Here is a 24359-nt window from a genome sequence, read left to right as displayed (position 1 = left end):
GGAATGTAAGGAGTGGGGAGAAGTGAACTGGTCAGAACGAGATAATCAGGTATGGCAGTCGATCAAGGCTTGGAGAGAAGAGTTGTATGAATATGAAGCGAATGATTTGGAGCATACATATGTGAAGTGGCTGGATTACGCGTTTGAATCGATTCCTGAAGATGTTCAGGATCAGTTTTTTCAGCGTCTTGATGGCTGGTTGTTTCATATGCATTCCCTGATTCAAGGTTCACAGATGCAAAATGATGCACGGGAGCGGATCCTTGTGACGGCTCGTGCCTTCAATCAGGACATTCAGACGGTCGAGGATCTTCATTATTTAACGATTGACCAGCTTCATTACATAGCGGAGCAGCATGCGGGACGCCATCGCATCTACTCCCTGTTGCAAGGAGGGGTGACGGGTACCGGGGGGCTGGTGGCTCTGGGTTCGGATCTGCCTGCCATGCTCGTCATCAATCTCCGTTCGGTGCAGCTCATCGCCATCACGTATGGATTCGATGTTCAGACGCCGTTTGAAATGATGACGTCGCTGAAGGTGTTCCATGCCGCAACCTTGCCGGCAAGGCTCCGGGCTCTTGCTTGGGAGGATCTGAAGGAGGACTTGAACAAGAAGGATTCCAATTACTTCTACGACGGGTCGGAGCAGCTGACGGATTATACGTGGCTTGAGGGGTCCATGAAGCAGGCACTGAAAGCGATGGCCATCACCATGTTTAAGGGTAAGAAGTGGTCGGGTCTGCCTCTTGTCAGCATTGCCATCGGAGCGGGATCCAATTATCAGCTTTCCAGGAAGATCACTGATTTTGCCGAAAAATATTATCAATACCGCTATCTGCGCGATAAGAAAAATGAACAATAAAAAAAGGGGAATGATGCGTTCAACGCATCATTCCCTTTCTGTTTTTTCCGGATTGGTCCGGTACCAGAGCCATAGATCATTGATTTCCGAAGCACGTTCAGAGATTTCATGATTGATCTTGCAGGACCGCTCAAAATCATCTTCCCCAGCCAGTTCATCCTGAAGGCGCTCGATCTCCCCATCAATTTCCCCGATCCGGTCTGGAATGGTTCCCCGGACACGCTCCCACTCCAGGAGAATCACTTCCTGTTCCTCTGATGAATATTTCGGCCATTCCTTCAACTGCAATGGGAGGTGGATTCCCAGTCTTGAATCATATGAAAAAAATTCGTTCCTCATCTATCTGGATGCTCCTCACATTTCATTCTTCTTTCATCCTACAATAAATTCCCGCTGAAGCCCAGTGCGAAGGGGATGTCACCAATTGTCCATAAAATAATTATACAAATTCATGAATAAGTATTGATGTATTTCTCGTAAACTGCTAATATAAATTCATCTTAAAGAATAAATATTCATTTATATAGAAAATCAACAGGAGGAGATACGGATGAATAAAAAAGTGGTATTAGCCTACTCAGGTGGTTTGGATACGTCGGTTGCAGTTCAATGGTTAAAGGAAAAAGGATACGAAGTCATTGCATGCTGCCTGGATGTCGGGGAAGGAAAAGATCTTGATTTTGTACAGGAAAAAGCATTGACGGTTGGAGCGTCTAAAAGCTATGTGATCGATGCAAAAGAAGAGTTCGCAAATGAATACGCGCTTCTTGCCCTTCAAAGTCATGCGCTGTACGAAGGAAAATACCCACTGGTGTCCGCTCTCTCAAGACCGTTGATCGCTAAAAAGCTTGTAGAGATCGCAGAACAGGAAGATGCAACGGCTGTGGCACATGGCTGTACGGGAAAAGGAAATGACCAGGTGAGATTCGAAGTGTCCATCGCGGCATTGAATCCTGATCTAGAAGTAATCGCCCCGGTTCGTGAATGGAAATGGTCACGTGAAGAGGAAATTGAATATGCGAAGGACAAGGGGATTCCAATTCCCATCAATTTGGATTCTCCATACAGCATCGACCAGAATCTTTGGGGCAGAAGCAATGAGTGCGGGGTGCTCGAAAATCCTTGGACGGCACCACCTGAAGATGCATACGATCTAACATCAAGCATCGAAGAATCGCCAAATGAAGCGGATGTAGTTGAAATCACGTTCTCAAAAGGCGTGCCTGTGGAACTGAATCACGTGGCATATCCTCTTGATGAAATCATTGCGAAACTGAATGTGCTGGCCGGTAAGCACGGAGTCGGACGTATCGATCATGTGGAAAACCGTCTTGTCGGCATCAAGTCACGTGAAGTATACGAATGTCCGGCTGCCATGACTCTTTTAAAAGCTCATAAGGAACTGGAAGACCTGACATTGGTGAAAGAAGTTGCCCATTTCAAACCGGTGATCGAGAAAAAAATGACAGAATTAATTTATGAGGGACTTTGGTTCTCTCCATTAAATAAAGCGTTGAAGGCCTTCCTTGATCAAACGCAGGTGTATGTAAATGGTGTCGTACGCGTGAAATTATTCAAAGGTCATGCCATCGTCGAAGGAAGAAAATCACCGAACTCCCTGTATGATGAAAACCTTGCAACGTACACAAAAGCGGATGAATTTGATCATGATGCTGCCATTGGATTCATTCAACTTTGGGGTCTGCCGACGAAGGTGTCTTCCATGGTCAACGCTGAGAAGAAAGAGAAAGTCACTCTATGAGTAAGCTGTGGGGAGGGCGTTTCACCAAAAAGCCTGAAGAGTGGGTGGATGAATTTAATGCATCCATCTCATTCGACCAGGAGCTTGTACTGGAGGACATTGAAGGCAGCATCGCCCATGTGAAAATGTTGAAAAAGTGCGGGATTCTGACAAACAGTGAATCCGATCAGATCCTCGATGGCCTCCATGTGCTGTATGGAAAAGCTGAAAAGAATGAGCTTCAGTTTTCCGTTGAGTATGAGGATATTCATTTGAATCTGGAGAAGCATCTAATCGATTTGATCGGTGAGGTCGGCGGCAAGCTCCACACGGGCAGAAGCCGTAACGACCAGGTGGCGACAGACATGCATCTCTTTTTAAAAAGACGTGTGGAGGAAATCGTCAAGCTGGTTGAGGACCTTCAGGAAGCGATCATCGCCCAGGCGGAAGCAAATGTTGAAACGATCATTCCAGGGTACACTCATCTACAGCGTGCCCAACCTATCTCGTTCGCTCATCATCTGATGTGTTATTTCTGGATGCTGAACCGTGATAAGGAGCGACTTGTCGACTCGTTAAAACGAATTGATATCTCTCCATTGGGTGCAGGTGCGCTTGCCGGGACGACATTCCCCATCGACAGGGAATATTCAGCCGAGCTCCTTGGCTTCGGTGCGTGCTATGAGAATAGTCTCGATGCCGTGAGTGACCGTGATTTCATCTTGGAATTCCTGAGCAACAGCTCGATCATGATGACCCATCTTTCCCGTCTCGCGGAAGAGATGATCCTGTGGTCCACAGAGGAGTTCCGATTCATCGAGCTTGATGACAGTTTCACGACGGGTAGCAGTATCATGCCGCAAAAAAAGAACCCTGATATGGCGGAGCTTGTCAGAGGGAAGACGGGCAGGGTGAATGGAAATCTCATTTCTCTTCTCACTGTGTTAAAAGGTCTGCCCCTTGCATACAACAAGGACATGCAGGAAGACAAGGAAGGCATGTTCGATACGGTGAAAACCGTCGTGGGATCGCTTAAGATCTTTACGGGCATGATTTCGACGATGAAGGTGAATAGTGAACAGATGAAGGAAGCGGTCGGGAATGATTTTTCCAATGCGACAGAGCTTGCGGATTACCTGGCGACGAAGGGGATTCCGTTCAGACAGGCCCATGAAATCGTTGGGAAGCTTGTGCTGTATTGCATCGAGAAGGGCTGCTATCTGAAGGATGTATCGCTTGAGGAGTATGGTGAGTTTTCTTCGTTGATCGAGGAGGATATTTATTCGATTTTGACTCCGTATTCGGCTGTGGAGAGACGGAAGTCGTATGGTGGTACGGGATTTGAGCAGGTGAAGGTGCAGATTGGGAAGGGGAAGGCTGAGTTGGGATCTTTGGCTGCTCAATCTGTGTAATTGATAGTGCTGATTGATTTCCTTTCTAATATCACCAAAAAGAGCGGTTGAAAAGGAACCTTCTCCTTCAACCGCTCTTTTTTTGGGAGAAGATGGTAAAATCAATCTTCCACTTCTTCCGTTCTGACAACCAGTACGTCGCAGTGGGCAGCTCGGGTGATGTGTTCGGAGACGCTGCCGATGAGGAAGCGTTCGACGGCGTTGAGGCCGGTGGCTCCGCATATGATGAGGTCTGCTTTGACGTTTTTGTTTGCTTCTCTTGGGATGATCACTTTCGGGGAGCCGTATTCGACATAGGTTTTGACTTTGGTCAATCCGGCTTTGCCCGCTTCTTCTTTGTACTCGTTTAATAATTCTTCAGCATACTTGATGGCTCTTTCTCCTACTGTGCGGTCGTAGGATTCGATGGCCGCGAAAGAGCGGGTGTCGATGACGTGGATCAGGGAAAGAACGGCGTCGTTCCGTTTGGCGATGGCAATCGCTTTTTTGAAGGCCCATTCTGCTTCCCTTGATCCATCTACAGCTACTAATATGTTGTGATATTTTAAACTCATTGTGATCCCCTCCTTACATTCATCATACTATATTTTCCCACTTATATCTGTAGCCAATTTTCGAACAATAAAGGAGAATCGACTACTTATTTTTAAGGGGGAATCACCATGAAGAAGGATCCGAAAGAGCAGTTCACATATGATGAAAATGCGAACCAACAGGTAAGCCAGCAGATCATGGATTCGTATACGAGCGGTGTCATCGATACGGAGAATGGTCAGTATGGTACGTATGAAAACGAGCAATATGAAGAGTAGGTAAAGGAAAAGCTTGTAGAGACAGTTAATGTTTCTGCAAGCTCTTTTTTTATGGCTTAAGCTCCCCTGAATGAAAAGGTCCGTCCCTTCTGCTACAATACTCTATATTATAAAGAGAATAGGAGGTCACGGCATGAAGAAACCTGTGATCATTGTCGGGGCTGGCCTGAGCGGTCTCAGAGCCGCTTCCCTCCTCCACTCGAAAGGCGTTGAGTGTGTGGTCCTTGAAGCCCGGGGAAGAATCGGCGGAAGAGTCATAAGCGAGACCATCGGAGGGACGGACCTTGCGAAAGTGGACCTCGGACCGACGTGGTTCTGGCCTGACTATGAGCCTCTCATCACACGTCTTGTAAAGGAGCTCGGTTTACAGACGTTCCTGCAGCATACGGAAGGAGCCCTTCTCTATGAGCAGTCAGAAAATGTTGTCCCGCAACAGCATGTGTTACCGGAAGGAGCTGTGCAAAGATCTTTCAGGCTGCACGGCGGTGTGAAGTCACTCATTGATGCCGTCTATGATACTCTTCCGCAGGGAACTGTTCAGTTGAATACAGCAGTAAAGGCAATCCGGATGGATAACAGTGAGGGCATCACGGTCGAAGCTGATGAGCAAGGCGGGAAGAAGGAATGGAAGGCAGAAGCTGTGATCCTTGCCATGCCACCACGACTTGTGGCACGACATCTTTCATTCTCACCTTCTCTTCCGGAAGCCCTTATCCAAAGCATGCTTGAAATGCCGACTTGGATGGCGGGACAGGCAAAGGCAATAGCCATTTATGAACGGCCTTTCTGGCGGAAGGATGGTCTTTCGGGTCAGGTAACGAGCTGGGCAGGTCCTCTTCAGGAAATACATGACGCTTCACCAGATAAAGGGGCAGGTGCTTTGTTTGGATTCTTCGGGATGCCGGCTGCAACGCGCAGGGAGCTGGGTGAGGATAAAATAGTGGAGCTTGTCTTGGAACAGCTGAAACGCTTATTCGGTGAGCAGGCGGGTTCGCCAATCTCCCTTCTGTACAAGGACTGGTCAGATGACCCACATACTGCCGTAAAAGAAGATGCTGAACCGCTGATGAATTTTCCTGAATATGGTCCACTTGGGCATGCAGGTGTGTGGGAAAGGAAAATCCTATTTGCCGGAACCGAAACAGCAGCCGAAAGTGGCGGTCATCTCGAAGGTGCTCTCCGATCGGCTGAACGTGCGGTTTCCAGATTACTGGAGAACCCATATAAATAAAGAGAGAGCCATCACATCAACCCTGTGATGGCTCTTGATCTGTCACGCCTCTTCGTACACAACCTCAACGTCTCCTTTATCCTCATGCATCTTGAATAAAGCTCCGGCAATCTTATCCCCCGAGAAATAAGTGTCTTCCTGAACGAATCCGTTAATGGTCAGAGTCCCTACAAAGATTCCTTTCGGCGTCAGTTCCTGATTCAGGCTGTAAGCGAGGTTTCTTAAGCCCGCTTTTCCAACGGATAATGAAGCAACGTCTGCACTTGGATAGAGCGCAAGACCTCCACCTGTCAAAAGAATGGATCCGGAGTCTCTTTTCATGAAAGGAAGGATTTCCTGAACGGCGACTAGTGCACCTGCCACGTTCACTTTAAAGTCATAAACGAAATCCTCCACGTTAATCGCAGTCGGTTGTCCAGGTCGGATGGACGCTGCATTATACAACAGGACCTCGATTTCATCACCAAATGCAGCTCTTACTTCAGAAAGGGCATTTTTCATGGACGATCCGGATGAAACATCACCTTGAAATCCTTTTGCTATGATACCATGCGCCGCTAAATCACTTTCAAGCTCCTGCAGTGAAGAGAGGGTACGAGAAAGGAGTGCGACCTTGTATCCTTTCAATCCAAAATTCTTCGCTGTCTCATAGCTGATCCCTTTACCGGCTCCGATGATGACAATCGTTTTATTCATCATGTATTCCTCCAATTTTTATATTTGTATATGCAAATGAATGGGTAAAAAAAGAGCGTAAAACATTCTCACTCTTTTTCAAGCTTTAGACTTGCTTCATGCAGCATCCGACTTAAATCCAGGCTGAAATCCTTCCCCAGTGTCTCGGAATAATCCTGGAACATTTCTTTGATCGACACGCGGAATTCACGGTACAATTCTTCCCCTTCCTCCGTTAACGAAATGAAGGTTTGCTTACCGGACATTTTGCGAACGACGATGTCTCGCTTTTCCAGTTTATCAATGAAACGTGTACTGGTTGAAGGAGCAATGGCCAGCTTTTGACATAGTTCTTTCTGTGTAATTCCAGGCTTGAAGTGAATAACCATGATCATATAAAAGTAAGATGGAGCAAGTCCCCCGGCATCCAGGTGTTTTTCAGCAAGTTTGGTGATGCTGCGGGAAAAACGGCTTGCCGTGAAATATAAGCAGTGAATCAGAACATCTTCTTCTTGATTCATAAGGTCAACATCCTTTCATTTGCACATACAAATTAACATAGGGAAGAACTCCTTGTCAATATAAGCGGCAGTTATGATGCTCCTTTCAGATTTTCTATTGTGCAGATACCAGACTTTTACATTAAAATAAAATGGAGATAGTGGAGAAGGGGTGTTGTGATGAAAGCAGTGATTCAACATGAATTTGGGGATTCCCATGTCCTTCAATTAGCGGAAATGGAGACTCCAATTATTAGTGAAGATGAAGTGTTGATTAAAACGGCATATACGAGTGTGAACTATGCAGATATTAAATCAAGGAAGGGCAAAAAAGGAAAGGGGCGATTTCCTTTCACACTTGGTCTAGATGCAGCTGGGACCGTCGTTGAAGCAGGCGAATTCTCCGGGTTTGACGCCGGCGACCGGGTCATTGCGTTTCCGTTAGGTGGTTCATACGCAGAATATGTAAGAGCCCATAAACAACTTACGTTTAAAATTCCTAAAGAACTTTCCTTTGAACAGGCGGCTGCCATGCCGACTGTGTCGATCCTTTCATACATTCTGTTACACGATATCGGACAGGTGAAGAAGAGTGATACGATCGTTGTGCACAGCGGGGCAGGTGGTGTCGGTTCCATGCTCATTCAATTAGCGAAGCTTGCAGGGGTTGAGACAGTCATGGCAACAGTAGGCAACTTGAACAAGGAAGACTATGTAAAGAGGATGGGGGCAGACCATGTTTGTACATACGACACGTTTTCAGAAGAAGTGCTTCAAATGACGAATGGAAGAGGGGCGCAAGTCGTTTTTGATTCCGTGGCTGGAGAAGTCACTATGGCGAGTATGGACTGCCTGGGTCTATACGGAACCCTCGTTCAATTCGGCAACAGCTGCGGCAGTGCGGGTCACTTCAAAACGAGCGATGTACATTCCTCCTGCCGAAATGTAAAAGGGTTCAGCCTGGGGACAACGAGGAAACATCGCCCGGACATGTTGGCTCCTGCTGCTGAAAGAGTGATTGAGCTATTTGCAGCAGGCAAAGTAACGCTCCCCATTGCCAAGGTATTCGATTTAAGTGAAGCCAAACAGGCTCATGATTTGATCGAGAGTCGTGCGTATGAGGGGAAGGTATTGATTAAAGCATAAGGATGGTTAAAATAAGATATCGAGTTCTTGTGGTAAAAGTATGATCTAGAAGAATGTTAGAAGTGAACAGTTTGGTGATTTATAAAATACTTTGAGTAATATGTTATATGTACAATAAAAAGGAACAGTAACTCAAGCTGTTCCTTTTTATCTGTGAATTTATTAATTTGCCACAACCAGATCAACGGTATTTCGTGTTCTATATATACTCAATAACAATCCTACTGCCAGCATTTCAATGATGATATGGGAGCCGCCAAAGCTGAGAAATGGAACGGAAACCCCAGGAAGAGCCGATAACCCCATATTTGCAAGGATGCTTACTGTAAATTGAGCTGTAAAAGTAGTGGCAAGGCCAACCACAAGCAGTTTACCAAAGGCATTATTCACGCTACTTGATATGGTAAAGGCTCTGTAAATAAAATAGACAATCGTCCCGGAGACCGCGATGGCGGCCAACCAGCCAAATGAGTAGATGGTATACGCCAGGATGAAATCTGTATGAACTTCGGACATTAAACTTGGAGCGGTCTGGATTGTACTCCCTATTAGATCTGCTTGCTTAAATGGTAGGTCGGCATATGGACTGACCATCGTATGTGTTTGGGCATGACTGATCAAATGTACCACTGGCCATATAGTGGAGACGGCTGCAAATGTTATCACTTGTTTAAGGCCGGCACCCGAAGCATGCATGATGGCAGTACAGACCAGAATGCTGATGAAGGTAGTGGCTAAGGCACCAGTCGTCGACAATAAAGCGATGGGGATTGAAATCATTCCTACCCCAAACCATAACGATCGTGTACTCCTCCACTTCCATGAATGAAAGATACCTGCAAAGGAAATGATCAAAAGAAAGGGAGCCACTTCCGTTACATTCACATGGGCAATACCTAAATTTAAAAATGGCACACCATCCACTCTATCGCCAGTTATAACGGTCAAAAGTAGAAGAAGGACCGTCCCCACGTAAACGTACTTCGAGTAGGTTAATAGTTTCCGATAATCGAAGGTATATAAAGTCAACATGATTAGAAGACCGATTATATAAAAAACAAGACTTTTATTGAAAACACTCATTTCATTAAGGGCTGAAATAGTGGAATGGAATTGCAAATAATACATGACCACCAAACCGAACAGGGAAGCGGCCAGTACTGGAAGAATGGTTTTGACATCCAGCGGAGCTTTATGGGTCTTGTTTAACTGGTCTCCCAACGCCTCTGCGTCTCCCAAATGAGTTAGCGCATAGTCGATTGCCTCTTCCTCAGAGAGTCCCCTGCTCATGCCTTCCTCTTTCAATGAAAGGAGATGATCTTGAATTTCAAGCGCTATTTGAGCATGAACATCTTTGTTTCTGACCCGCTTACAGATTCTTTCAATATATAATTCAACCTTTTTTTCTATTCCCATGCGCGTTTCTCTCCATTTAGGACTTGGTCCACAGCTTGTTTAAAAGTGGACCACTCTTTTTTCTTTTCCTGAATAAATTCTCTTCCGGAGTCATTTAACTTGTAGTATTTTCTTTTTCTTTTTCCAGACCCTTCCTCCCAGTAAGACAAAATGAAGCCTTTATCCTCCAGCGTGTGCAGGATGGGATAGATGGTCCCTTCTTTCAAGTTGAAAATCCCGTCAGATTTTAATTCCAGCTCTTTAATAATTTCATAGCCATACATCGGTTTGGCATCCAGCAAGCTTAATATTAGGGTAGTGGTGCTCCCTTTCAGCAGTTCTTTACTTACTTTCATAGATAGGCTCCCTTCTCATACATAGTAAATCTATGCATAGTATTTATATGTGTATTGTATACGCCATAATGGCAACTGTCAATATTGGTTTTGGGTACAGAGTGAAGCCATTCTTTTACATCATGAAGAGTCTTGCCCAAATCTCCGTCATTTGAAATAATTGGTACTAAGTTAAAGGTCAGGTTTGAAATGCGACATCAAGTTAAAATAACATGAAATGGGGTTTAGATGATGGGATACATAGAAGAACTGAGGGAAATCGTGGGTCACAGGCCATTACTTTTTGTAGGAGCTGTTACGGTTATAGTGGATGATATGGGACGGTTACTCCTTCAACAGCGAACGTTTCCAAAGGGTGTTTGGGGGATTGCGGGCGGACTGATGGAACTTGGGGAATCCACTGAAGAGGTTGCGAGAAGGGAAATATATGAGGAAACGGGGTTGAGAGTCAATGAACTTCATTTAATCAATGTGTATTCAGGACCCGAACACTATGTAAAGGCCGAAAATGGTGATGAGTTTTACGTCGTAACGGTCGCCTATTATTCGGAGGGGTATGAAGGGGAATTGAACATCGATCCATCTGAATCGATTACGTGTGAGTTCTTTTATCCTGATGAACTGCCAACCAATATGGTTAGAAGCCATAAAGAGATAGTGGGTGAATTTTTGTCCAAACATTATAGAAAAGGTGTATAAATGATGGCAGATATAGGGGAACGGAGCAATAGCACATGGTTTATCCAGGGAGGATAAATGGCCGTTTTAGTTGAATTCCTTATGGTACAAGTAGCTCTGGTAAGATTTAGTGCAAAAGTGAAAATCCGTTTTGATCATACAAAGGAGATGAAAAACATGAAATTACTGCTTACATCAGCAGGCGTCAATAACAAAAGCATACACGAAGCCCTGGTTGCCATGCTCGACAAACCGATTGCCGATTGCACGGCCCTGTGCATCCCCACCGCCATGTACGGACACCCCTGGGTCGGTCCCGGCGTCAGGACATGGGAGTTCATCAGCGGGAATTCCGAGAATCCCATGGTGGAGCTCGGATGGAAGTCTGTCGGCGTGCTGGAGCTCACAGCGCTGCCAAGCATCAATCGAGACCGATGGGAACCCCTTGTAAAAGAAACAGACGTCTTTCTTGTATCTGGCGGAGACGCTCTTTACTTGGCTCATTGGATGAAACAGTCCGGACTTGCAGATCTTTTGTCGTCGCTTGACGCCGTCTATGTGGGAATGAGTGCAGGAAGTATGGTGATGGCGCCTAACATAGGAGAAGACTTTGTTGGCTGGAATCCTCCGAACGGCGGTGATACCGCCCTTGGAATGGTTGATTTTTCGATTTTCCCGCATCTGGACCACGAGATGCTGCCTGAAAATACGATGGGTGATGCAGAGAAATGGGCAAGAGGAATAAAGGGACCGTCGTATGCCATTGATGATCAGACAGCCATCAAAGTGATTGATGGTGAAGTAGAAGTGGTTTCGGAGGGGAATTGGAGACTATTTTCATAAGGGTTGATACCTCTTTAATAAAATAAATATGATAGGTGGGTCGATGATTAACAGGATAGGATTACTGAATGTAACGAAACGGAAAATAATATTCACTGCCATATTATTGGCATTGGTTTCAATAATTTCGATTATACTTGTCTGGTCCGAGCTTCGTGGCAGGATGTACGATCTACATTACATTCCAAAGGCAAGCCAGATGTCATTTGAATTCAAGATACCCACAAAGGTTCCATTTGCGGAAATGAAAGTGAATAATTTTTCAGTTGGACTAGAGCAACAGGAAGCGGAAATGTCTTTATTAAACGCTGATATAAATATGATGGATATCGGAATTTCTTCCTCCAAACCAGAGTATGAAGCAGATAACATCGAAAGGGTGAAAATCGGACATGACACTTATGGAGAATTCATCCCGAATGACTCTGGCAGAAGAATTCTTACCTGGAAAGACGAAATATATTATGAAATTATTTATTATCCTAAAGTAACCCCAGAAGAAATAAGTAAAACACAGTTGATTCAAATGGCAGAGTCTTTTCAATAAAAAAACCAGGTGGTAAGAAGCAATGATGTGGAGAAATTATCTTGGCAGTTTATCGGAAGAATGTCAGTTCAAAGCACCCGCAACTGAACCTGAGATCTCGACAATCAAAGAAACCTTAAAGCTTGAACTGCCGAAGAGACTTGCCCAATTATACAACGAGACCAATGGAGTCTTTGGGAACTATGGGATATCATATATTTGGTCAACAGAACAGGTGGTTAGGGAAAATATATGTTATAGGACCGTTCATGCATCTAGTGATGATATGTACTCTTGGTTATTTTTCTCCGATGCAGGAAATGGTGATTTATTTGGTTATTCGATTGTAAAGGGCAGAATACATTCTGAGAATATTTACATATGGAATCACGAAGATCGGAGTCAACGAATAGTGTCAACGTCTCTAGACGAGTTTATTGAAGGATGGATTACAGGAGAATTGAATGTTTAAATAACTACGGCAAAAGCTGAAGATGAAAAAACAACCTTCAGCTTTTATAAATTGGGTTGACAAAACCACTACTTCGTCATACTATATAGTGGTAGTTAGTATTACTGAGTACGAAACTGAAATATAGGGGGTGAATGTTTGGAAAACTTAACAGAAATGCTGAAAGGGGTCCTGGAGGGCTGTGTCCTTGAGATCATCAGCCGTGGCGAAACGTATGGGTACGAGATCACGCAGCAGCTGAGAGAACTGGGGTTCACGGATGTGGTGGAAGGCACTGTGTACACCATTACCATGCGCCTTGAAAAAAATAACCTAGTAAATATTGAAAAGAAGAAAAGCACAGTAGGGCCGCCAAGAAAATTTTACACCTTGAATGAAGCGGGTCAGGAGAAGCTCGAGATATTCTGGGGAAAATGGGATTTCCTTTCAAGCAAGATGAACGAACTCAAAACAAAAGAAATCATAAGGAGAGGTTAAGATGAAATTTATTGAAAAGATTACTGGAAGTATGGCCGACAAGCGTGAATGGAGAGCGATGGAAGCCCGTGCGAAGACATTGCCAAGTGAATACCTCAATGCCTACAAGGCGATTCAAAAATATATGTGGACAGCCGGCGGTCTTACCGACTGGAAAGACACGAGCCGAATCTTTAATGGCATTCTGGATCTGTTCGAAGAAGGGGCAGCGGAAGGCAAGGAAGTTACTGACCTCACCGGGGAAGACGTAGCCGGATTTTGTGATGAACTGGTGAAAGACTCGGAAACGTGGAGTGACAAGTACCGGGTGAAGTTGAACGATTCGATCGGTCGTGGAAAGAAGTGAATCCAATCGGTTTTACCGACTGAATGGCGGGTGAAAATGCAGAACCAAGACTATTCAGTTGTTTTTTTTACCATAGTAGTAAGTGATACTGATTACCTGTAACACTAAGTAGTGTTTAAAATATAAGGAGGAAAACAGATGAGTCATGCAGCGATTTCAGTAAAAGGGTTGAAAAAGTCGTTCAAAGACAAGGAAGTCTTAAAGGGTGTGGATTTTGAGGTGAAGCGCGGGGAGATATTTGCGCTTCTTGGTTCAAATGGGGCGGGTAAGACAACGATCGTCCATATTCTTTCGACGCTGTTGAAGGCGGATGGTGGCAGTGGGAGTGTTTATAGCTTTGATGTGCAGCATCAGCCTGATCAGGTTCGTCGGAGTATCAGTTTGACTGGACAGTTTGCTGCCCTGGATGGTATCCAGACAGGAAGGGAAAATCTGATCATGATGGCGAAATTACGGGGAGTGTCCAATCCGTCTCGAATCGCAGGTGATCTCTTAACGCGATTTAGTCTGACGGACGCGGCGGACAGACGTGCGGATACGTATTCCGGGGGGATGAAGCGCAGGCTCGACATCGCCATGAGCCTGATCGGGGCGCCGCCTGTCATCTTTCTCGATGAGCCGACGACAGGGCTGGACCCGGAAGCCCGGATGGAAGTCTGGGACACCGTCAAGGAGCTTGCGGGTGGTGGAACGTCCATCTTACTGACGACTCAATATCTTGAGGAAGCGGAACAGCTGGCGGACCGCATCGCCATCCTCCATGGAGGGGAAATCATTACGACAGGTACTCTTGCTGAACTGAAGGAAATGTTCCCACCTGCGAAAGTGGAGTATATCGAGAAGCAGCCGACGCTGGAGGAAATTTTCCTCTCGATCATTGGCAAAAAAGGGGGAAATGAAAATGAACAGTAACACAGGGGTATTATTTGGACGTTTGATGCGCGGTATATTAAGGAGTCCTGACACGATCATCACGGTTGCCGTTACTCCGGTCATGATGCTACTATTGTTTGTTTATGTATTTGGCGGTGCCATTGAGACAGGGACGGACAGCTATGTGAATTACTTGTTACCCGGAATTCTGCTGATTACGATTGCGTCAGGTGTCGCTTATACATCGCATCGGCTCTTTATGGATGCAAAGAGCGGGCTGATGTCGCGTTTTAGTACGATGCCGATTAAACGCACATCGATTTTATGGGCACACGTGTTGACTTCCCTTGTATCCAATTTGCTTGCCGTTATGGTGGTCATTCTTGTTGCACTGCTGATGGGCTTTCGTACTGGTGCTGATGTGTTGGAATGGCTGGCGGTTATCGGGGTACTTGTACTGTTTACGCTCGCTCTGACGTGGCTTGCGGTTATTCCGGGATTGACGGCAGACTCGATGGAAGGGGCGACGGCATACTCATACCCATTGATCTTCCTGCCGTTTATCAGCTCGGCCTTTGTTCCCACGGAAACGATGCCAACCGTTGTTCGGGTGTTTGCAGAGAACCAGCCTGTGACTTCCATCGTGAATGCGATCCGTGCCCTATTTTATGATGGAACGGTTGGCAGCGAGATTTGGATATCCCTTGCCTGGTGTGTAGGTATCATGGTCATTTCATATATTATTGCAGGCAGGATATTTAAAAGGCAGCTTGGATAAAGGGAAGGTTCATGCATTGTAAATGTAAGAATATATCAGATGGACACGAAAGGATTGGGGATGACGGCTTAGTAACCAATCGTCCTTTTGTGTCTTCTTTTTTTTGCATAATAGAGGAAGATGCACGATAAAGATGGAATACCTTTAGTATGAAGTAGGCTTAGATCTCGGTCTTTTATTAAGATTGTAATGGGAGGGCTGTGTATGGCATTCATTTCAATTTACACGATTGGCCGGTTGCGTAATCCTTATGATCACCCGTCTTCCCGGGGATTTTATGACATGGGATATAAAGTCATGCGTCAGGCTTATGCCTCGGGACATCTCCTTGAGGAGTTTTCTTCAGAGGGTATCACGATTCCTGAAGAGGCCAATGCAGGTGGATACCCGGTCCTGACATTAACCATATGGAAAAGCCTTCAATCGTTGTACCGTTTTACTTATGGCGGGAAGCACAGTCAGGCACTGCGGAACAGAAACAATTGGATGGAGTCCCATGATGGGAATCATTCTTCCTATGTCATCTGGTGGACAGAGAAGGTGAAGGATGTTTCATGGGAGGAAGCGTTCAAAAGGTACGAATATTATCTTGAACATAAAGCTACTCCTTATGCGTTTGACTTAAAGCAAGCATTTGATGAGAGTGGTAAGCCGTCCATTCTTAAGTCATAATCTGAGGTAGTGAAGGAGGTTCATTCTATGCTTTTTATGATGATCGTCAAAGCCTCGGAAAATTCGGAAGCGGGTAACCTTCCGAGTCCCGAGCTCATGGAGGCGATGAAGAAGTACAATGAGGATTTAGAGGAAGCAGGTGTGCGGGTGATGGCAAAGGGACTTCATCCGAGCTCGGACGGTATTCGCATCTCGTACCCGGAACCAGGAGGAAAGCCGGTGGTAACGGAGGGCCCTTTTATAGTCGATGAATTAGTGGCAGGTTTCTTCCTGATCGATGTGAAGTCGAGGGAAGAAGCGATCGAGTGGGCCATGCGCGTACCCGATCCACAAGGGCATGGGGAAGGCAGGGTGGAATTGCGTCAGGTGTTCTAAGTTCTAAGTAAACGATACATGACAGGAGGAAGAAAAGTGTGTGAATTGATCTATCACGTTGCCGTTTCCCTGGACCATTTTATCGCGGATCAAGCATTGATAGACGGGGATATCGAACGTTCTCTCTTTCTATTTGATGGTGATCATGTACCAGAATTCTTAGAAGACATAAAAGGTTATGATGCCGTATTAATGGGCAGGAAAACCTATGAGTTCGGATTCCTGCTGGGGGCTAAGCCTGGTGAACCCGGCTATAAGGGAATCAAGCATTACATATTTTCCAAGTCCCTTCAATTTGACTCTAACGAAGAAGTAGAACTCATAAAGGAAGACGCAGTCTCATTTATTCAGAAACTTAAGCAACAAGAAAAGGGCAGAATCTGGCTCTGCGGAGGCGGGGAGTTGGCTGGGACGCTACTTAAACATCAGCTCTTAGACCGATTGATTCTAAAGGTTAACCCTATCCTAGTCGGGAAGGGCACTCCGTTATTCGGAAGCGAAGAACTTAGAGTAAACCTAAAGCTGTTGGACGTAAAACCATATGCAAGCGGCGTCATTAGATCGGAATATACGTTTATGTATTCATAAATGAAAAGAAGAAAGGGAGAGAACCTATCATGATCAAAGGCTTTGGAGGAATTTTCTGGAGAACAAAAAACATGGATGCTTTAAAGAAATGGTACAGTGAAGTGTTGAAGATTGAAATGGGGGATTGGAACGGAACCATGATTAAACCCGATCCAGAAAATGAAACGATCTTTTCTTTCTTTAAAGAAGATGACCCCTATTTCCCGACAGAACAGCAGGTGATGTTGAATTTTCAAGTACATGATCTTAACGAAATGATGGAACATCTTGAACGGGTGGGTGTATCCCTTGCAAAGGAAAAAGAAGTGAGTGAATTCGGTCAGTTTATTTGGATTAAAGATCCTGAAGGCAGACTGATTGAGCTATGGGAGAAATAATGGTTGAAATCATACGGGAAGGAGGGTCGGATCTTTATGGGGTTAACACCGTCACAGCGTCAGGCAATCGATTATTTTACTGCCTATGCACTGAAGCATAAAGCGGATGCGAAGGCTACCATTGATCATGTCCTGAACATGTCCAATATTTCAGGTGAGGTGTTTGAACAGGCAGTGAATCATATTAAAACTCACGCACAGATCGGTTTGCACTTCCATCCGGATCGACCGGCTTCCACTATGAAGAACGTTGCCCAGTCCCTGCTCGAACAAGGGGAATATAAGAGTCAGTTTGAAACATTCATATCGAATGGGAAGGTCTCCCCTCATTCAGGTGGTGACCGGGATAGGTGGGAGGAGAGTATGTTTGGAGGGGCTTACCAATCGGACGGTACATTGATGAGCGAACGGCCAAAGTACGGGGCATTGAATCTGATGCTGCATCCGGATGGGCCTTCTCCGCGGTTCGGCTCATGCTACTTTTTGTTATCCCCTAACGTTTCATCACGAGCGACCTTTACATATCTGGACTCGCATCAAAACCCATTTGAGAAGGGGACGTATCAAGAATTTGATATGATCCTGGCCGCGCTTTTGGAAGAAATGTTTTTAAGGGATTTTGCACTTGGAGAGAAGGATTTGACACCGACGAGGTTTATGCAACATGTACTGCATCATCTTGAACATGGCAGGAAAGAAAGCTTGGCGAATCGAAATTTGAACCATTACATAGAATCACAGATTCATGGTCCCATTTCCCTGAAAGAAGATGTGGAAGTGTTGGTTGCCGATCCGTCCTATAAGGACACGACTGTTGGTGAAACCCTGGAGCAAATGTGTTCCAAGTATTCCATCAATCTTAAATGGCATATGGGTTTTGTCCTTGATGTAAAGGATGTCTTTTCTGATTTCAGGGGACCATCCATGCCGTCCCTGGCCAAGCGAATCGCTTATAAAGATAGGATTGATGCCCGCACAATCGGATCAGCCGTCATGAGTTTGAGACAAGATCCTGATTCCTGGAGTGATCGGGGTGCTAATGAAGCTGTGCTGCAGGAATTGAAGCTGTTGTGGCATGTTCTCGTTAAGTATGGAGAACCGGTAGGGAATGTATGAAGGCGGTGTTGAGGTGAAAAAAACATCTGTGGCAACAGTAGCTTTAAGTATTATAGTAATCTGTGTTCTATCAAATGAATACTCGTTTCATCATGCCAAGCAGTCTTGTATCAAACATGATAAAACTCCAACCGTAGAAAAAGCATTTCTATCTTTTCATTGGAGTGTATCATGTAAATAAAACAGATACAGAGCCGCAGTATATCATAATCGTTAGTAAAAGCCCTGAATCTTTGAGTCCTTCACACAAAGATTCAGGGCTTGCATTTGGTTAATTGATAAAAGCTTGTTAATCTCCTCTCTTTTACAACGCTTACGAAGTTAGCTGACGGGTTCGGAAGGTATAAGTCTCCCGGTCACATGACTTCACCCCATGAATAGTCTCATCCATTCCTTTGGTTTCTCCGCTCCTGTCGGATTCAGCGAATTAGTTCAGATGCGATGAATACAATCATCGTTAGTAAATGGATAATTATACAATTTTGGTTAGTTTTCCAACTGCTTTTCCAGGTTCTTATCAAGCACGAACACTTCCATGCGCTCTCCCGTTTTTGTACTGATGTCGCTATGGCTCGAGAGTACTTTGCATCCGGTATGCTGTTCAACCATTTCTTCAATGTTCTGGCTATACATTTCCCGCAGTACCTGTCTCATCTGCTTCACGAGCACCCTGCCTTTATCGTGTTCGACAAGGTGTTTTTCTTCTACCGTTAACACACCCTTGAATCGTGCGATGACCATGTCCTCCAGGATGTATGTGCGTGTTTCCTGTGGACCGCGGCCGATCAGTTCCCTCTGCATCTTTATAAATGCTTCACTCAATTCAGCCTCTAATCGGCGTTTAGTCGTTTTCATATTTTCTTCCCCCTAATGACTAAAGTAACAATTCATGGACTATCTTACTCAGGTGTGTTAAAAGTTGTCAATCTTTAATTTTGAGTTAAATAGACTAAGAGAAAAAGTACGATTCAATTAGGAATTTTAAGAGAACGATGGTTTTTGTTAGAAAAACAATCCAATTTAGCAGGATTCGGCACTTTTTATCCGTTTACAAATTTCATAAGCCGGGAGTAATATAGTCCTTGTAAAGCACAACTCAATATATCGGCCTAGTCTCGGAAACGAGAACGGAGGACCCAATCAAGTGGGGTTAATTCTACAAGTGTAGAAGGGATGAGATTACACTCTTTCGCCATCCTACCCGTCAGCTAACTTCGTCGGCTAAAGCGAAGGAGGTCATAAAGACCACCTTTTTCAGGGGGCTTTTTTTGTTGTTTTATAATGGCAAAAAGGGCAGCCTGATGATCAAGTAGGTCTTTTTATAATGCCTATTTTCGAAAAAGTGAACATGGAAGACAGAATGCATAGAAGGCTTAAAGGAGCCTGCTAGGCATTAAGTAGACCAATGTGTACTTTTTCTCCAGATGAACAAGAGATGATAGAAGATCGCATCTATACAGGATGCTGATTGTTCTTTGCTTTTGTCAATCGTCTGGGGGAGAAGTGTACGTTGGTCTATTTTTGTTTCTGAAGACGGATTTTTCTTCCTGATGAGGGGATCTGTTGGAAGAAAAGGCCCATGTTTTTTCGAGGGTATGACTTTCTGCAGGATGAAATGGTAGAGGTGTGATGATGCAGAACAAAAGGAGGATGTATGTGTGTACGCAGGAACGGCCAAAGGACACGACGCTTGTTTGTATTCCGACATATGAAATGCTGCAGGAAATAGAGGACTGCTTAGATCTTTCACTTGATTGCTGTTTTGTTTCCCCCATTCCACAAGTTGTTGAGATTCTGAAAGGGCGTGGGTTCCAACATGTCATGGGTTTGGTGGTGAATGAAGAATTCCTTGATCACCGCCAACACTTCCATAAGGTTATCGTATTTGAGAATGACTTTTTCGATACGTTACCGATGATGCGGTTCATTCAAAACAGTACGTCCGCCCCGATCATTGTCGTCACGATGACACCAGGGTATCCGGTACGCCTGTATCAATCCATCGGAGCAAGATATGTGGTGTATACAAAGAGCCGGAATGTTTCGTGTTTCTTCAAATAATGTCAGGAGGTTTTACGCATGTTGGATATTATAATGATCTCGCTATTCATCATCCTTCCGGCACTTATGTCGGGACTTATTAATTGGTCTTCCACTGTTGTCGAGCAGGGAGGTAAGGACTCATGATGCTGTTACTTGGGATTACGGCCATCGTGACACTGTATTTATTTTATGTATTGTTTCATCCAGAAAAATTCTAATTAGTTGGAGGTATCACAGGTGATTACGACCATCCTATCGATCATCATTATATTAACGGCAATGATTCTGATTGCAAAGCCTGCAGGGGTCTATTTGGCAAAGGCGTTCGATTATAATCAAACGCCTTTAGATAAAGTTTTTGGACCATTCGAACAACTACTCTTTAAAGTCAGTGGAATAAAAAAAGTGAACCAGACGTGGAAGCAATACGCATTGGCCCTTGTCTTCACGAATGGTTTCATGATTTTCCTTGTGTATCTGGTCTTCAGGCTGCAGGGGATCCTTCCCCTGAACCCGAGTGGCAATCCGGGGATGGACCCTACTCTTGCCTTTAATACAGCGATCAGCTTTATGACCAATACGAATTTACAGCATTACAGCGGGGAATCAGGTCTTTCCTATCTCGGACAGATGATCGGGATTCTGTTCATGATGTTCGCTGCCCCGGGAACGGCACTGGCAGTAGCCATCGCCTTTGTCAGGGGACTATCTGGAGCTGAAATCGGTAACTTCTTTGTCGATTTATTCAGGTCCATTACCCGCGTCCTTTTACCGATCGCCTTTATTACGGGCTTTATTTTCATAGCTCTCGGAGTTCCACAGACGCTTGAGCCATCGGTTACAGTGAATACGGTTGAAGGTGGTACCCAGGAGATCGCCCGTGGTCCTGTCGGAACGTTCCTGTCCATTAAAGAACTCGGGAATAACGGGGGAGGATTCTTTGGTGTCAATTCGGCCCATCCATTTGAGAATCCGAACGCCATCAGTAATTTCATTCAGATTCTGCTAATGTTCCTGCTTCCATCCGCACTCCCTTTTACGTATGGAAAGATGGTCGGGAATCCAAAGCAAGGACGTGTCCTGTTTGTATCGATGGTAATCGTTTTCATTGTATTCCTTTCTACTGCTCTGTTTTATGAAACGCAAGGAAACCCGGCACTGAATGCCATGGGTATCCAGACCGATCAAGGAAGTATGGAAGGGAAGGAAGTACGGTTCGGTACCGGTCAATCTATATTCTATGCCATGGTCACGACGGCGACGGAAACAGGTGCCGTCAATACGATGCATGATACGTTAACCCCGATCGGCGGAATGCTGGCACTGACGAATATGCTGCTTAACACCGTTTTCGGAGGGGTTGGCGCAGGCTTCATCAATGTGCTCATGTACGCCATGATCGCTGTGTTCCTTTCAGGGTTGATGGTTGGACGCACTCCAGAATTTCTGGGCAAAAAAATCGAAGGCAGGGAAATGAAGCTGATTGCCATAACGATGCTTATGCATCCCCTGTTGATACTGGGGGCATCTGCCCTTGCGCTGTATACTCCTCTTGGGGTGGAAGCCATTTCGAACAGTGGATTTCATGGGATATCCCAAGTCGTTTATGAATATACGTCATCCGCTGCCAACAATGGATCGGGATTTGAAGGACTTGGGGATGCCACTCCATTCTGGAACATCTCGACAGGCGTCGTGATGTATATTGGAAGATTCTTCGGTCTGGTGACGATGCTCGCTGTTGCAGGATCCCTCGCATCCAAAAGAATGGTTCCCGAGACGATTGGAACGTTCCGAACAGATACGTCCCTATTCGGAGTGATCCTGATTGGAACATTCTTTGTCGTCGGGGCGTTAACGTTTTTCCCGACACTTGTATTGGGGCCGGTAGCAGAATATCTGACATTGTAGATGGGAGTGGAAGAAGTGGCAAATCCATTATTGAAAGAGACAAATAAGGTCGCTGAATTTAGAGGGAAAGAACGAAACCGTCTTTCCCCCGAGCAGCCCAATCCAAAAGAACAGAAGGATGGAAATGACATGAAGAATAAAGGAATGGTCAAGCAGGCCTTGAAGGATTCTTTCGTTAAGCTTGATCCAAGAATCATGATAAAAAATCCAATCATGTTTGTAGTGGAGATTGGATTCATCATTACATTCATATTGTGTATGGCACCTGATGCATTTGGACCCAGTGATGTAGCACCCTGGTTCAATGTGACAGTCAGCCTGATTCTATTATTTACACTGCTCTTTGCCAATTTCGCCGAAGCATTGGCAGAAGGCCGCGGGAAAGCACAGGCCGATTCATTGAAAAAGTCCAAACAGGAGATGTCCGCCAACCTGCTTCGGGGAAATGGAAAAACGGAAAAAGTGGCCTCAACTTCGCTCAAGAAAGGGGACGTGGTTGTCGTTTCACAAGGTGAGATGATCCCAGGTGACGGGGAAGTGATAGAAGGTCTCGCCTCGGTGGATGAATCCGCGATCACGGGTGAATCAGCTCCGGTCATCAAAGAAGCCGGTGGCGATTTCAATTCTGTCACCGGAGGAACGAGAGTCGTCAGTGATCAGATTAAAGTCCGGATCACCAGCAACCCTGGTGAATCATTCTTAGACCGCATGATTTCATTGGTGGAAGGGGCAGAGCGTCAGAAGACCCCGAACGAAATCGCATTGAATACGGTATTAACAAGCCTGACGCTGATTTTCATGATTGTGGTGGTCACTCTTCCATTCTTTACGAACTATCTGGGATTCTCCATTGAAATCCCTGTATTGATCTCACTCCTCGTCTGCCTGATCCCGACGACCATCGGTGGATTGTTATCAGCCATCGGGATTGCGGGGATGGACCGTGTGACTCAATATAATGTACTCGCCATGTCCGGTAAGGCAGTGGAAGCGGCAGGGGATATCAATACGATCATTCTGGATAAGACAGGTACCATTACATTCGGTAACCGGCTGGCCAGTGATTTCATAGCGGTGGGAGATGCATCGAAGGAAGAGCTTTTCCACTGGACGGGGATCAGTTCGTTACAGGATGAAACACCTGAAGGACGTTCCATCATAGAACTGTTGAAAGAGAAGGGAACCAAGCTTGATGCTTCCCTTGCAACAGGAGGACAATTCATAGAATTTAAAGCTGAGACAAGAATGAGCGGGGTGGATTTAAAAGATGGCAGACAGGTGCGTAAAGGGGCCGTTGATTCAGTCAAGACGTGGGTGAAAGCTAAAGGCGGCACAATCCCCGCCGATCTTGACGAGGAAGCGAATGAAATTGCGAAAGAAGGCGGTACCCCATTGGCTGTAGCGGTAGAGGGACAAATCTTTGGGTTAATCTACCTGAAAGACACTGTGAAACCGGGGATGAAGGAACGATTTGAAAAGTTACGACAGATGGGGATCAAGACGATCATGGCTACAGGTGACAATCCTCTAACGGCTGCCACGATTGCACGTGAAGCAGGGGTGGATGAATTCATAGCGGAATGTAAACCAGAGGACAAAATTGAAGTGATCAAATATGAACAGTCCCAAGGGAAATTGGTGGCGATGACAGGTGATGGGACGAATGATGCGCCTGCACTCGCCCAGGCAGACGTGGGGCTTGCCATGAACAGCGGGACGACAGCGGCAAAAGAAGCGGCGAATATGGTGGATTTAGACTCGAATCCGACAAAGATCATTGAAGTGGTTTCAATAGGAAAGCAATTACTCATGACCAGGGGAGCGCTAACCACATTCAGTATTGCCAACGACATTGCGAAATACTTTGCGATCATTCCTGCCATGTTCATGCTTGCGATTCCGGAGATGACAGCCTTGAATATCATGGGTCTGTCTACACCCATATCGGCCATCCTGTCGGCACTCATCTTTAATGCCGTGATCATTCCTTTATTGATTCCGCTTGCCATGAAGGGAGTCGCATACAAACCGATGAGTTCCAACTCATTATTGAGACGCAACTTAACGATTTATGGTCTTGGCGGTGTATTGGTGCCATTCATAGGAATTAAATTGATTGATATGGCGATTTCATTATTCGTATAAAGAGGATAG

At 45.3% G+C, this 24359-nt stretch carries 30 protein-coding genes and 2 riboswitches; of the genes, 23 read left to right on the top strand and 7 right to left on the bottom strand.

Annotation, left to right across the window (positions count from 1 at the left end; translation table 11 throughout):
• Nucleotides 1–22 precede the first annotated feature (22 nt).
• The gene (locus M1J35_RS20360; protein WP_224522198.1) at nucleotides 23–862 is read left to right on the top strand and encodes an EcsC family protein; all 840 of its coding nucleotides are present in this window, start codon (nucleotides 23–25) and stop codon (nucleotides 860–862) included.
• A gap of 27 nt (nucleotides 863–889) precedes the next feature.
• Here M1J35_RS20360 and M1J35_RS20355 read toward each other — a convergent pair whose 3' ends face one another.
• Nucleotides 890–1201 (bottom strand): hypothetical protein, encoded by a 312-nt coding sequence (locus M1J35_RS20355; protein WP_254652158.1) that lies wholly within the window; start codon nucleotides 1199–1201, stop codon nucleotides 890–892.
• 211 nt (nucleotides 1202–1412) lie between these two features.
• Here M1J35_RS20355 and M1J35_RS20350 point away from each other — a divergent pair, with 211 nt between their 5' ends.
• Both M1J35_RS20350 and argH read left to right on the top strand, forming a co-directional pair.
• The gene (locus M1J35_RS20350) at nucleotides 1413–2624 is read left to right on the top strand and encodes an argininosuccinate synthase (RefSeq protein ID WP_254652157.1); all 1212 of its coding nucleotides are present in this window, start codon (nucleotides 1413–1415) and stop codon (nucleotides 2622–2624) included.
• On the top strand, nucleotides 2621–4015 hold the full coding sequence (argH, locus tag M1J35_RS20345) for an argininosuccinate lyase (RefSeq protein ID WP_254652156.1): 1395 nt from the start codon (nucleotides 2621–2623) through the stop codon (nucleotides 4013–4015). Before M1J35_RS20350 ends, argH begins: the two co-directional genes overlap by 4 nt.
• 101 nt (nucleotides 4016–4116) lie before the next feature.
• On the opposite strand, the gene M1J35_RS20340 is transcribed toward argH, so the two are convergent.
• Nucleotides 4117–4569, bottom strand: a complete 453-nt coding sequence (locus M1J35_RS20340; RefSeq protein WP_034756224.1) for a universal stress protein — start codon at nucleotides 4567–4569, stop codon at nucleotides 4117–4119.
• Between the two features lie 108 nt (nucleotides 4570–4677).
• Between M1J35_RS20340 and M1J35_RS20335 the strand changes: the two genes are divergently transcribed.
• Nucleotides 4678–4827 (top strand): hypothetical protein, encoded by a 150-nt coding sequence (locus M1J35_RS20335; protein WP_224522202.1) that lies wholly within the window; start codon nucleotides 4678–4680, stop codon nucleotides 4825–4827.
• Between the two features lie 133 nt (nucleotides 4828–4960).
• On the top strand, nucleotides 4961–6058 hold the full coding sequence (locus M1J35_RS20330; RefSeq protein ID WP_254652155.1) for a flavin monoamine oxidase family protein: 1098 nt from the start codon (nucleotides 4961–4963) through the stop codon (nucleotides 6056–6058).
• 42 nt (nucleotides 6059–6100) lie between these two features.
• Here M1J35_RS20330 and M1J35_RS20325 read toward each other — a convergent pair whose 3' ends face one another.
• Nucleotides 6101–6757: an SDR family NAD(P)-dependent oxidoreductase gene (locus M1J35_RS20325; RefSeq protein ID WP_254652154.1), complete on the bottom strand. Its 657-nt coding sequence runs from the start codon at nucleotides 6755–6757 to the stop codon at nucleotides 6101–6103.
• Nucleotides 6758–6822: 65 nt separating this feature from the next.
• The gene (locus tag M1J35_RS20320) at nucleotides 6823–7254 is read right to left on the bottom strand and encodes a MarR family winged helix-turn-helix transcriptional regulator (protein ID WP_254652153.1); all 432 of its coding nucleotides are present in this window, start codon (nucleotides 7252–7254) and stop codon (nucleotides 6823–6825) included.
• Nucleotides 7255–7413: 159 nt separating this feature from the next.
• On the opposite strand from M1J35_RS20320, the gene M1J35_RS20315 reads away from it, so the two are divergent.
• A complete protein-coding gene (locus M1J35_RS20315) occupies nucleotides 7414–8379 on the top strand; it encodes a quinone oxidoreductase family protein (protein ID WP_254652152.1) in 966 nt (321 codons plus the stop codon).
• Nucleotides 8380–8541: 162 nt separating this feature from the next.
• On the opposite strand, the gene M1J35_RS20310 is transcribed toward M1J35_RS20315, so the two are convergent.
• Nucleotides 8542–9795 (bottom strand): FtsW/RodA/SpoVE family cell cycle protein, encoded by a 1254-nt coding sequence (locus M1J35_RS20310; RefSeq protein ID WP_254652151.1) that lies wholly within the window; start codon nucleotides 9793–9795, stop codon nucleotides 8542–8544.
• Entirely contained in the window at nucleotides 9786–10130 is a 345-nt protein-coding gene (locus tag M1J35_RS20305; protein ID WP_254652150.1) for a PadR family transcriptional regulator, read from the bottom strand. The genes M1J35_RS20310 and M1J35_RS20305 overlap by 10 nt, the downstream gene beginning before the upstream one ends.
• Before the next feature lie 231 nt (nucleotides 10131–10361).
• Between M1J35_RS20305 and M1J35_RS20300 the strand changes: the two genes are divergently transcribed.
• From M1J35_RS20300 to M1J35_RS20240, 13 genes are all read left to right on the top strand, one after another.
• Entirely contained in the window at nucleotides 10362–10829 is a 468-nt protein-coding gene (locus M1J35_RS20300) for an NUDIX hydrolase (protein ID WP_254653815.1), read from the top strand.
• Nucleotides 10830–10985: 156 nt separating this feature from the next.
• A complete protein-coding gene (locus M1J35_RS20295) occupies nucleotides 10986–11651 on the top strand; it encodes a Type 1 glutamine amidotransferase-like domain-containing protein (RefSeq protein WP_254652149.1) in 666 nt (221 codons plus the stop codon).
• 43 nt (nucleotides 11652–11694) lie between these two features.
• Nucleotides 11695–12198 (top strand): hypothetical protein, encoded by a 504-nt coding sequence (locus M1J35_RS20290; RefSeq protein WP_254652148.1) that lies wholly within the window; start codon nucleotides 11695–11697, stop codon nucleotides 12196–12198.
• A 22-nt stretch (nucleotides 12199–12220) separates the two neighbouring features.
• Complete coding sequence (locus M1J35_RS20285; RefSeq protein ID WP_254652147.1) at nucleotides 12221–12649, top strand: SMI1/KNR4 family protein; 429 nt, start codon at nucleotides 12221–12223, stop codon at nucleotides 12647–12649.
• 138 nt (nucleotides 12650–12787) lie between these two features.
• Nucleotides 12788–13126, top strand: coding sequence for a PadR family transcriptional regulator (locus M1J35_RS20280; protein WP_224522210.1), 339 nt, complete (start codon nucleotides 12788–12790; stop codon nucleotides 13124–13126).
• 1 nt (nucleotide 13127) lies between these two features.
• Nucleotides 13128–13472, top strand: coding sequence for a DUF1048 domain-containing protein (locus M1J35_RS20275; RefSeq protein ID WP_254652146.1), 345 nt, complete (start codon nucleotides 13128–13130; stop codon nucleotides 13470–13472).
• A gap of 138 nt (nucleotides 13473–13610) precedes the next feature.
• The gene (locus tag M1J35_RS20270) at nucleotides 13611–14384 is read left to right on the top strand and encodes an ABC transporter ATP-binding protein (protein ID WP_254652145.1); all 774 of its coding nucleotides are present in this window, start codon (nucleotides 13611–13613) and stop codon (nucleotides 14382–14384) included.
• Nucleotides 14374–15123, top strand: a complete 750-nt coding sequence (locus tag M1J35_RS20265) for an ABC transporter permease (RefSeq protein ID WP_254652144.1) — start codon at nucleotides 14374–14376, stop codon at nucleotides 15121–15123. The genes M1J35_RS20270 and M1J35_RS20265 overlap by 11 nt, the downstream gene beginning before the upstream one ends.
• Nucleotides 15124–15327: 204 nt before the next feature.
• Nucleotides 15328–15795 (top strand): DUF3291 domain-containing protein, encoded by a 468-nt coding sequence (locus M1J35_RS20260; protein ID WP_254652143.1) that lies wholly within the window; start codon nucleotides 15328–15330, stop codon nucleotides 15793–15795.
• A 27-nt stretch (nucleotides 15796–15822) separates the two neighbouring features.
• Complete coding sequence (locus M1J35_RS20255; protein WP_224522215.1) at nucleotides 15823–16170, top strand: YciI family protein; 348 nt, start codon at nucleotides 15823–15825, stop codon at nucleotides 16168–16170.
• A 36-nt stretch (nucleotides 16171–16206) separates the two neighbouring features.
• On the top strand, nucleotides 16207–16758 hold the full coding sequence (locus tag M1J35_RS20250; RefSeq protein ID WP_254652142.1) for a dihydrofolate reductase family protein: 552 nt from the start codon (nucleotides 16207–16209) through the stop codon (nucleotides 16756–16758).
• 29 nt (nucleotides 16759–16787) lie between these two features.
• On the top strand, nucleotides 16788–17135 hold the full coding sequence (locus M1J35_RS20245) for a VOC family protein (RefSeq protein ID WP_254652141.1): 348 nt from the start codon (nucleotides 16788–16790) through the stop codon (nucleotides 17133–17135).
• A gap of 36 nt (nucleotides 17136–17171) precedes the next feature.
• Entirely contained in the window at nucleotides 17172–18251 is a 1080-nt protein-coding gene (locus M1J35_RS20240; protein WP_254652140.1) for a DUF3626 domain-containing protein, read from the top strand.
• 295 nt (nucleotides 18252–18546) lie between these two features.
• A riboswitch (cyclic di-AMP (ydaO/yuaA leader) is annotated at nucleotides 18547–18686 on the bottom strand.
• Nucleotides 18687–18737: 51 nt separating this feature from the next.
• Here the strand turns inward: M1J35_RS20240 and M1J35_RS20235 are convergent.
• A complete protein-coding gene (locus M1J35_RS20235; RefSeq protein ID WP_254652139.1) occupies nucleotides 18738–19106 on the bottom strand; it encodes a Na-translocating system protein MpsC family protein in 369 nt (122 codons plus the stop codon).
• 241 nt (nucleotides 19107–19347) lie between these two features.
• A riboswitch (cyclic di-AMP (ydaO/yuaA leader) is annotated at nucleotides 19348–19489 on the top strand.
• Between the two features lie 412 nt (nucleotides 19490–19901).
• Here M1J35_RS20235 and M1J35_RS20230 point away from each other — a divergent pair.
• The 4 genes from M1J35_RS20230 (at nucleotide 19902) to kdpB (ending at nucleotide 24350) form a co-directional block, all read left to right on the top strand.
• A complete protein-coding gene (locus tag M1J35_RS20230; protein WP_254652138.1) occupies nucleotides 19902–20312 on the top strand; it encodes a hypothetical protein in 411 nt (136 codons plus the stop codon).
• Between the two features lie 122 nt (nucleotides 20313–20434).
• Nucleotides 20435–20512 carry a potassium-transporting ATPase subunit F gene (locus tag M1J35_RS22870; RefSeq protein WP_371928767.1) on the top strand — a complete coding sequence of 26 codons (78 nt, stop codon included), beginning with the start codon at nucleotides 20435–20437 and terminating at the stop codon, nucleotides 20510–20512.
• Between the two features lie 61 nt (nucleotides 20513–20573).
• A complete protein-coding gene (kdpA, locus tag M1J35_RS20225) occupies nucleotides 20574–22205 on the top strand; it encodes a potassium-transporting ATPase subunit KdpA (protein WP_254653814.1) in 1632 nt (543 codons plus the stop codon).
• Nucleotides 22206–22334: 129 nt separating this feature from the next.
• Nucleotides 22335–24350 carry a potassium-transporting ATPase subunit KdpB gene (kdpB, locus tag M1J35_RS20220; RefSeq protein ID WP_254653813.1) on the top strand — a complete coding sequence of 672 codons (2016 nt, stop codon included), beginning with the start codon at nucleotides 22335–22337 and terminating at the stop codon, nucleotides 24348–24350.
• Nucleotides 24351–24359: the final 9 nt, after the last annotated feature.

The sequence above is a fragment of the Rossellomorea sp. KS-H15a genome, assembly GCF_024195245.1.
GTDB lineage: Bacteria > Bacillota > Bacilli > Bacillales > Bacillaceae_B > Rossellomorea > Rossellomorea vietnamensis.
This window is presented reverse-complemented; position numbering and strand designations above follow the sequence as displayed.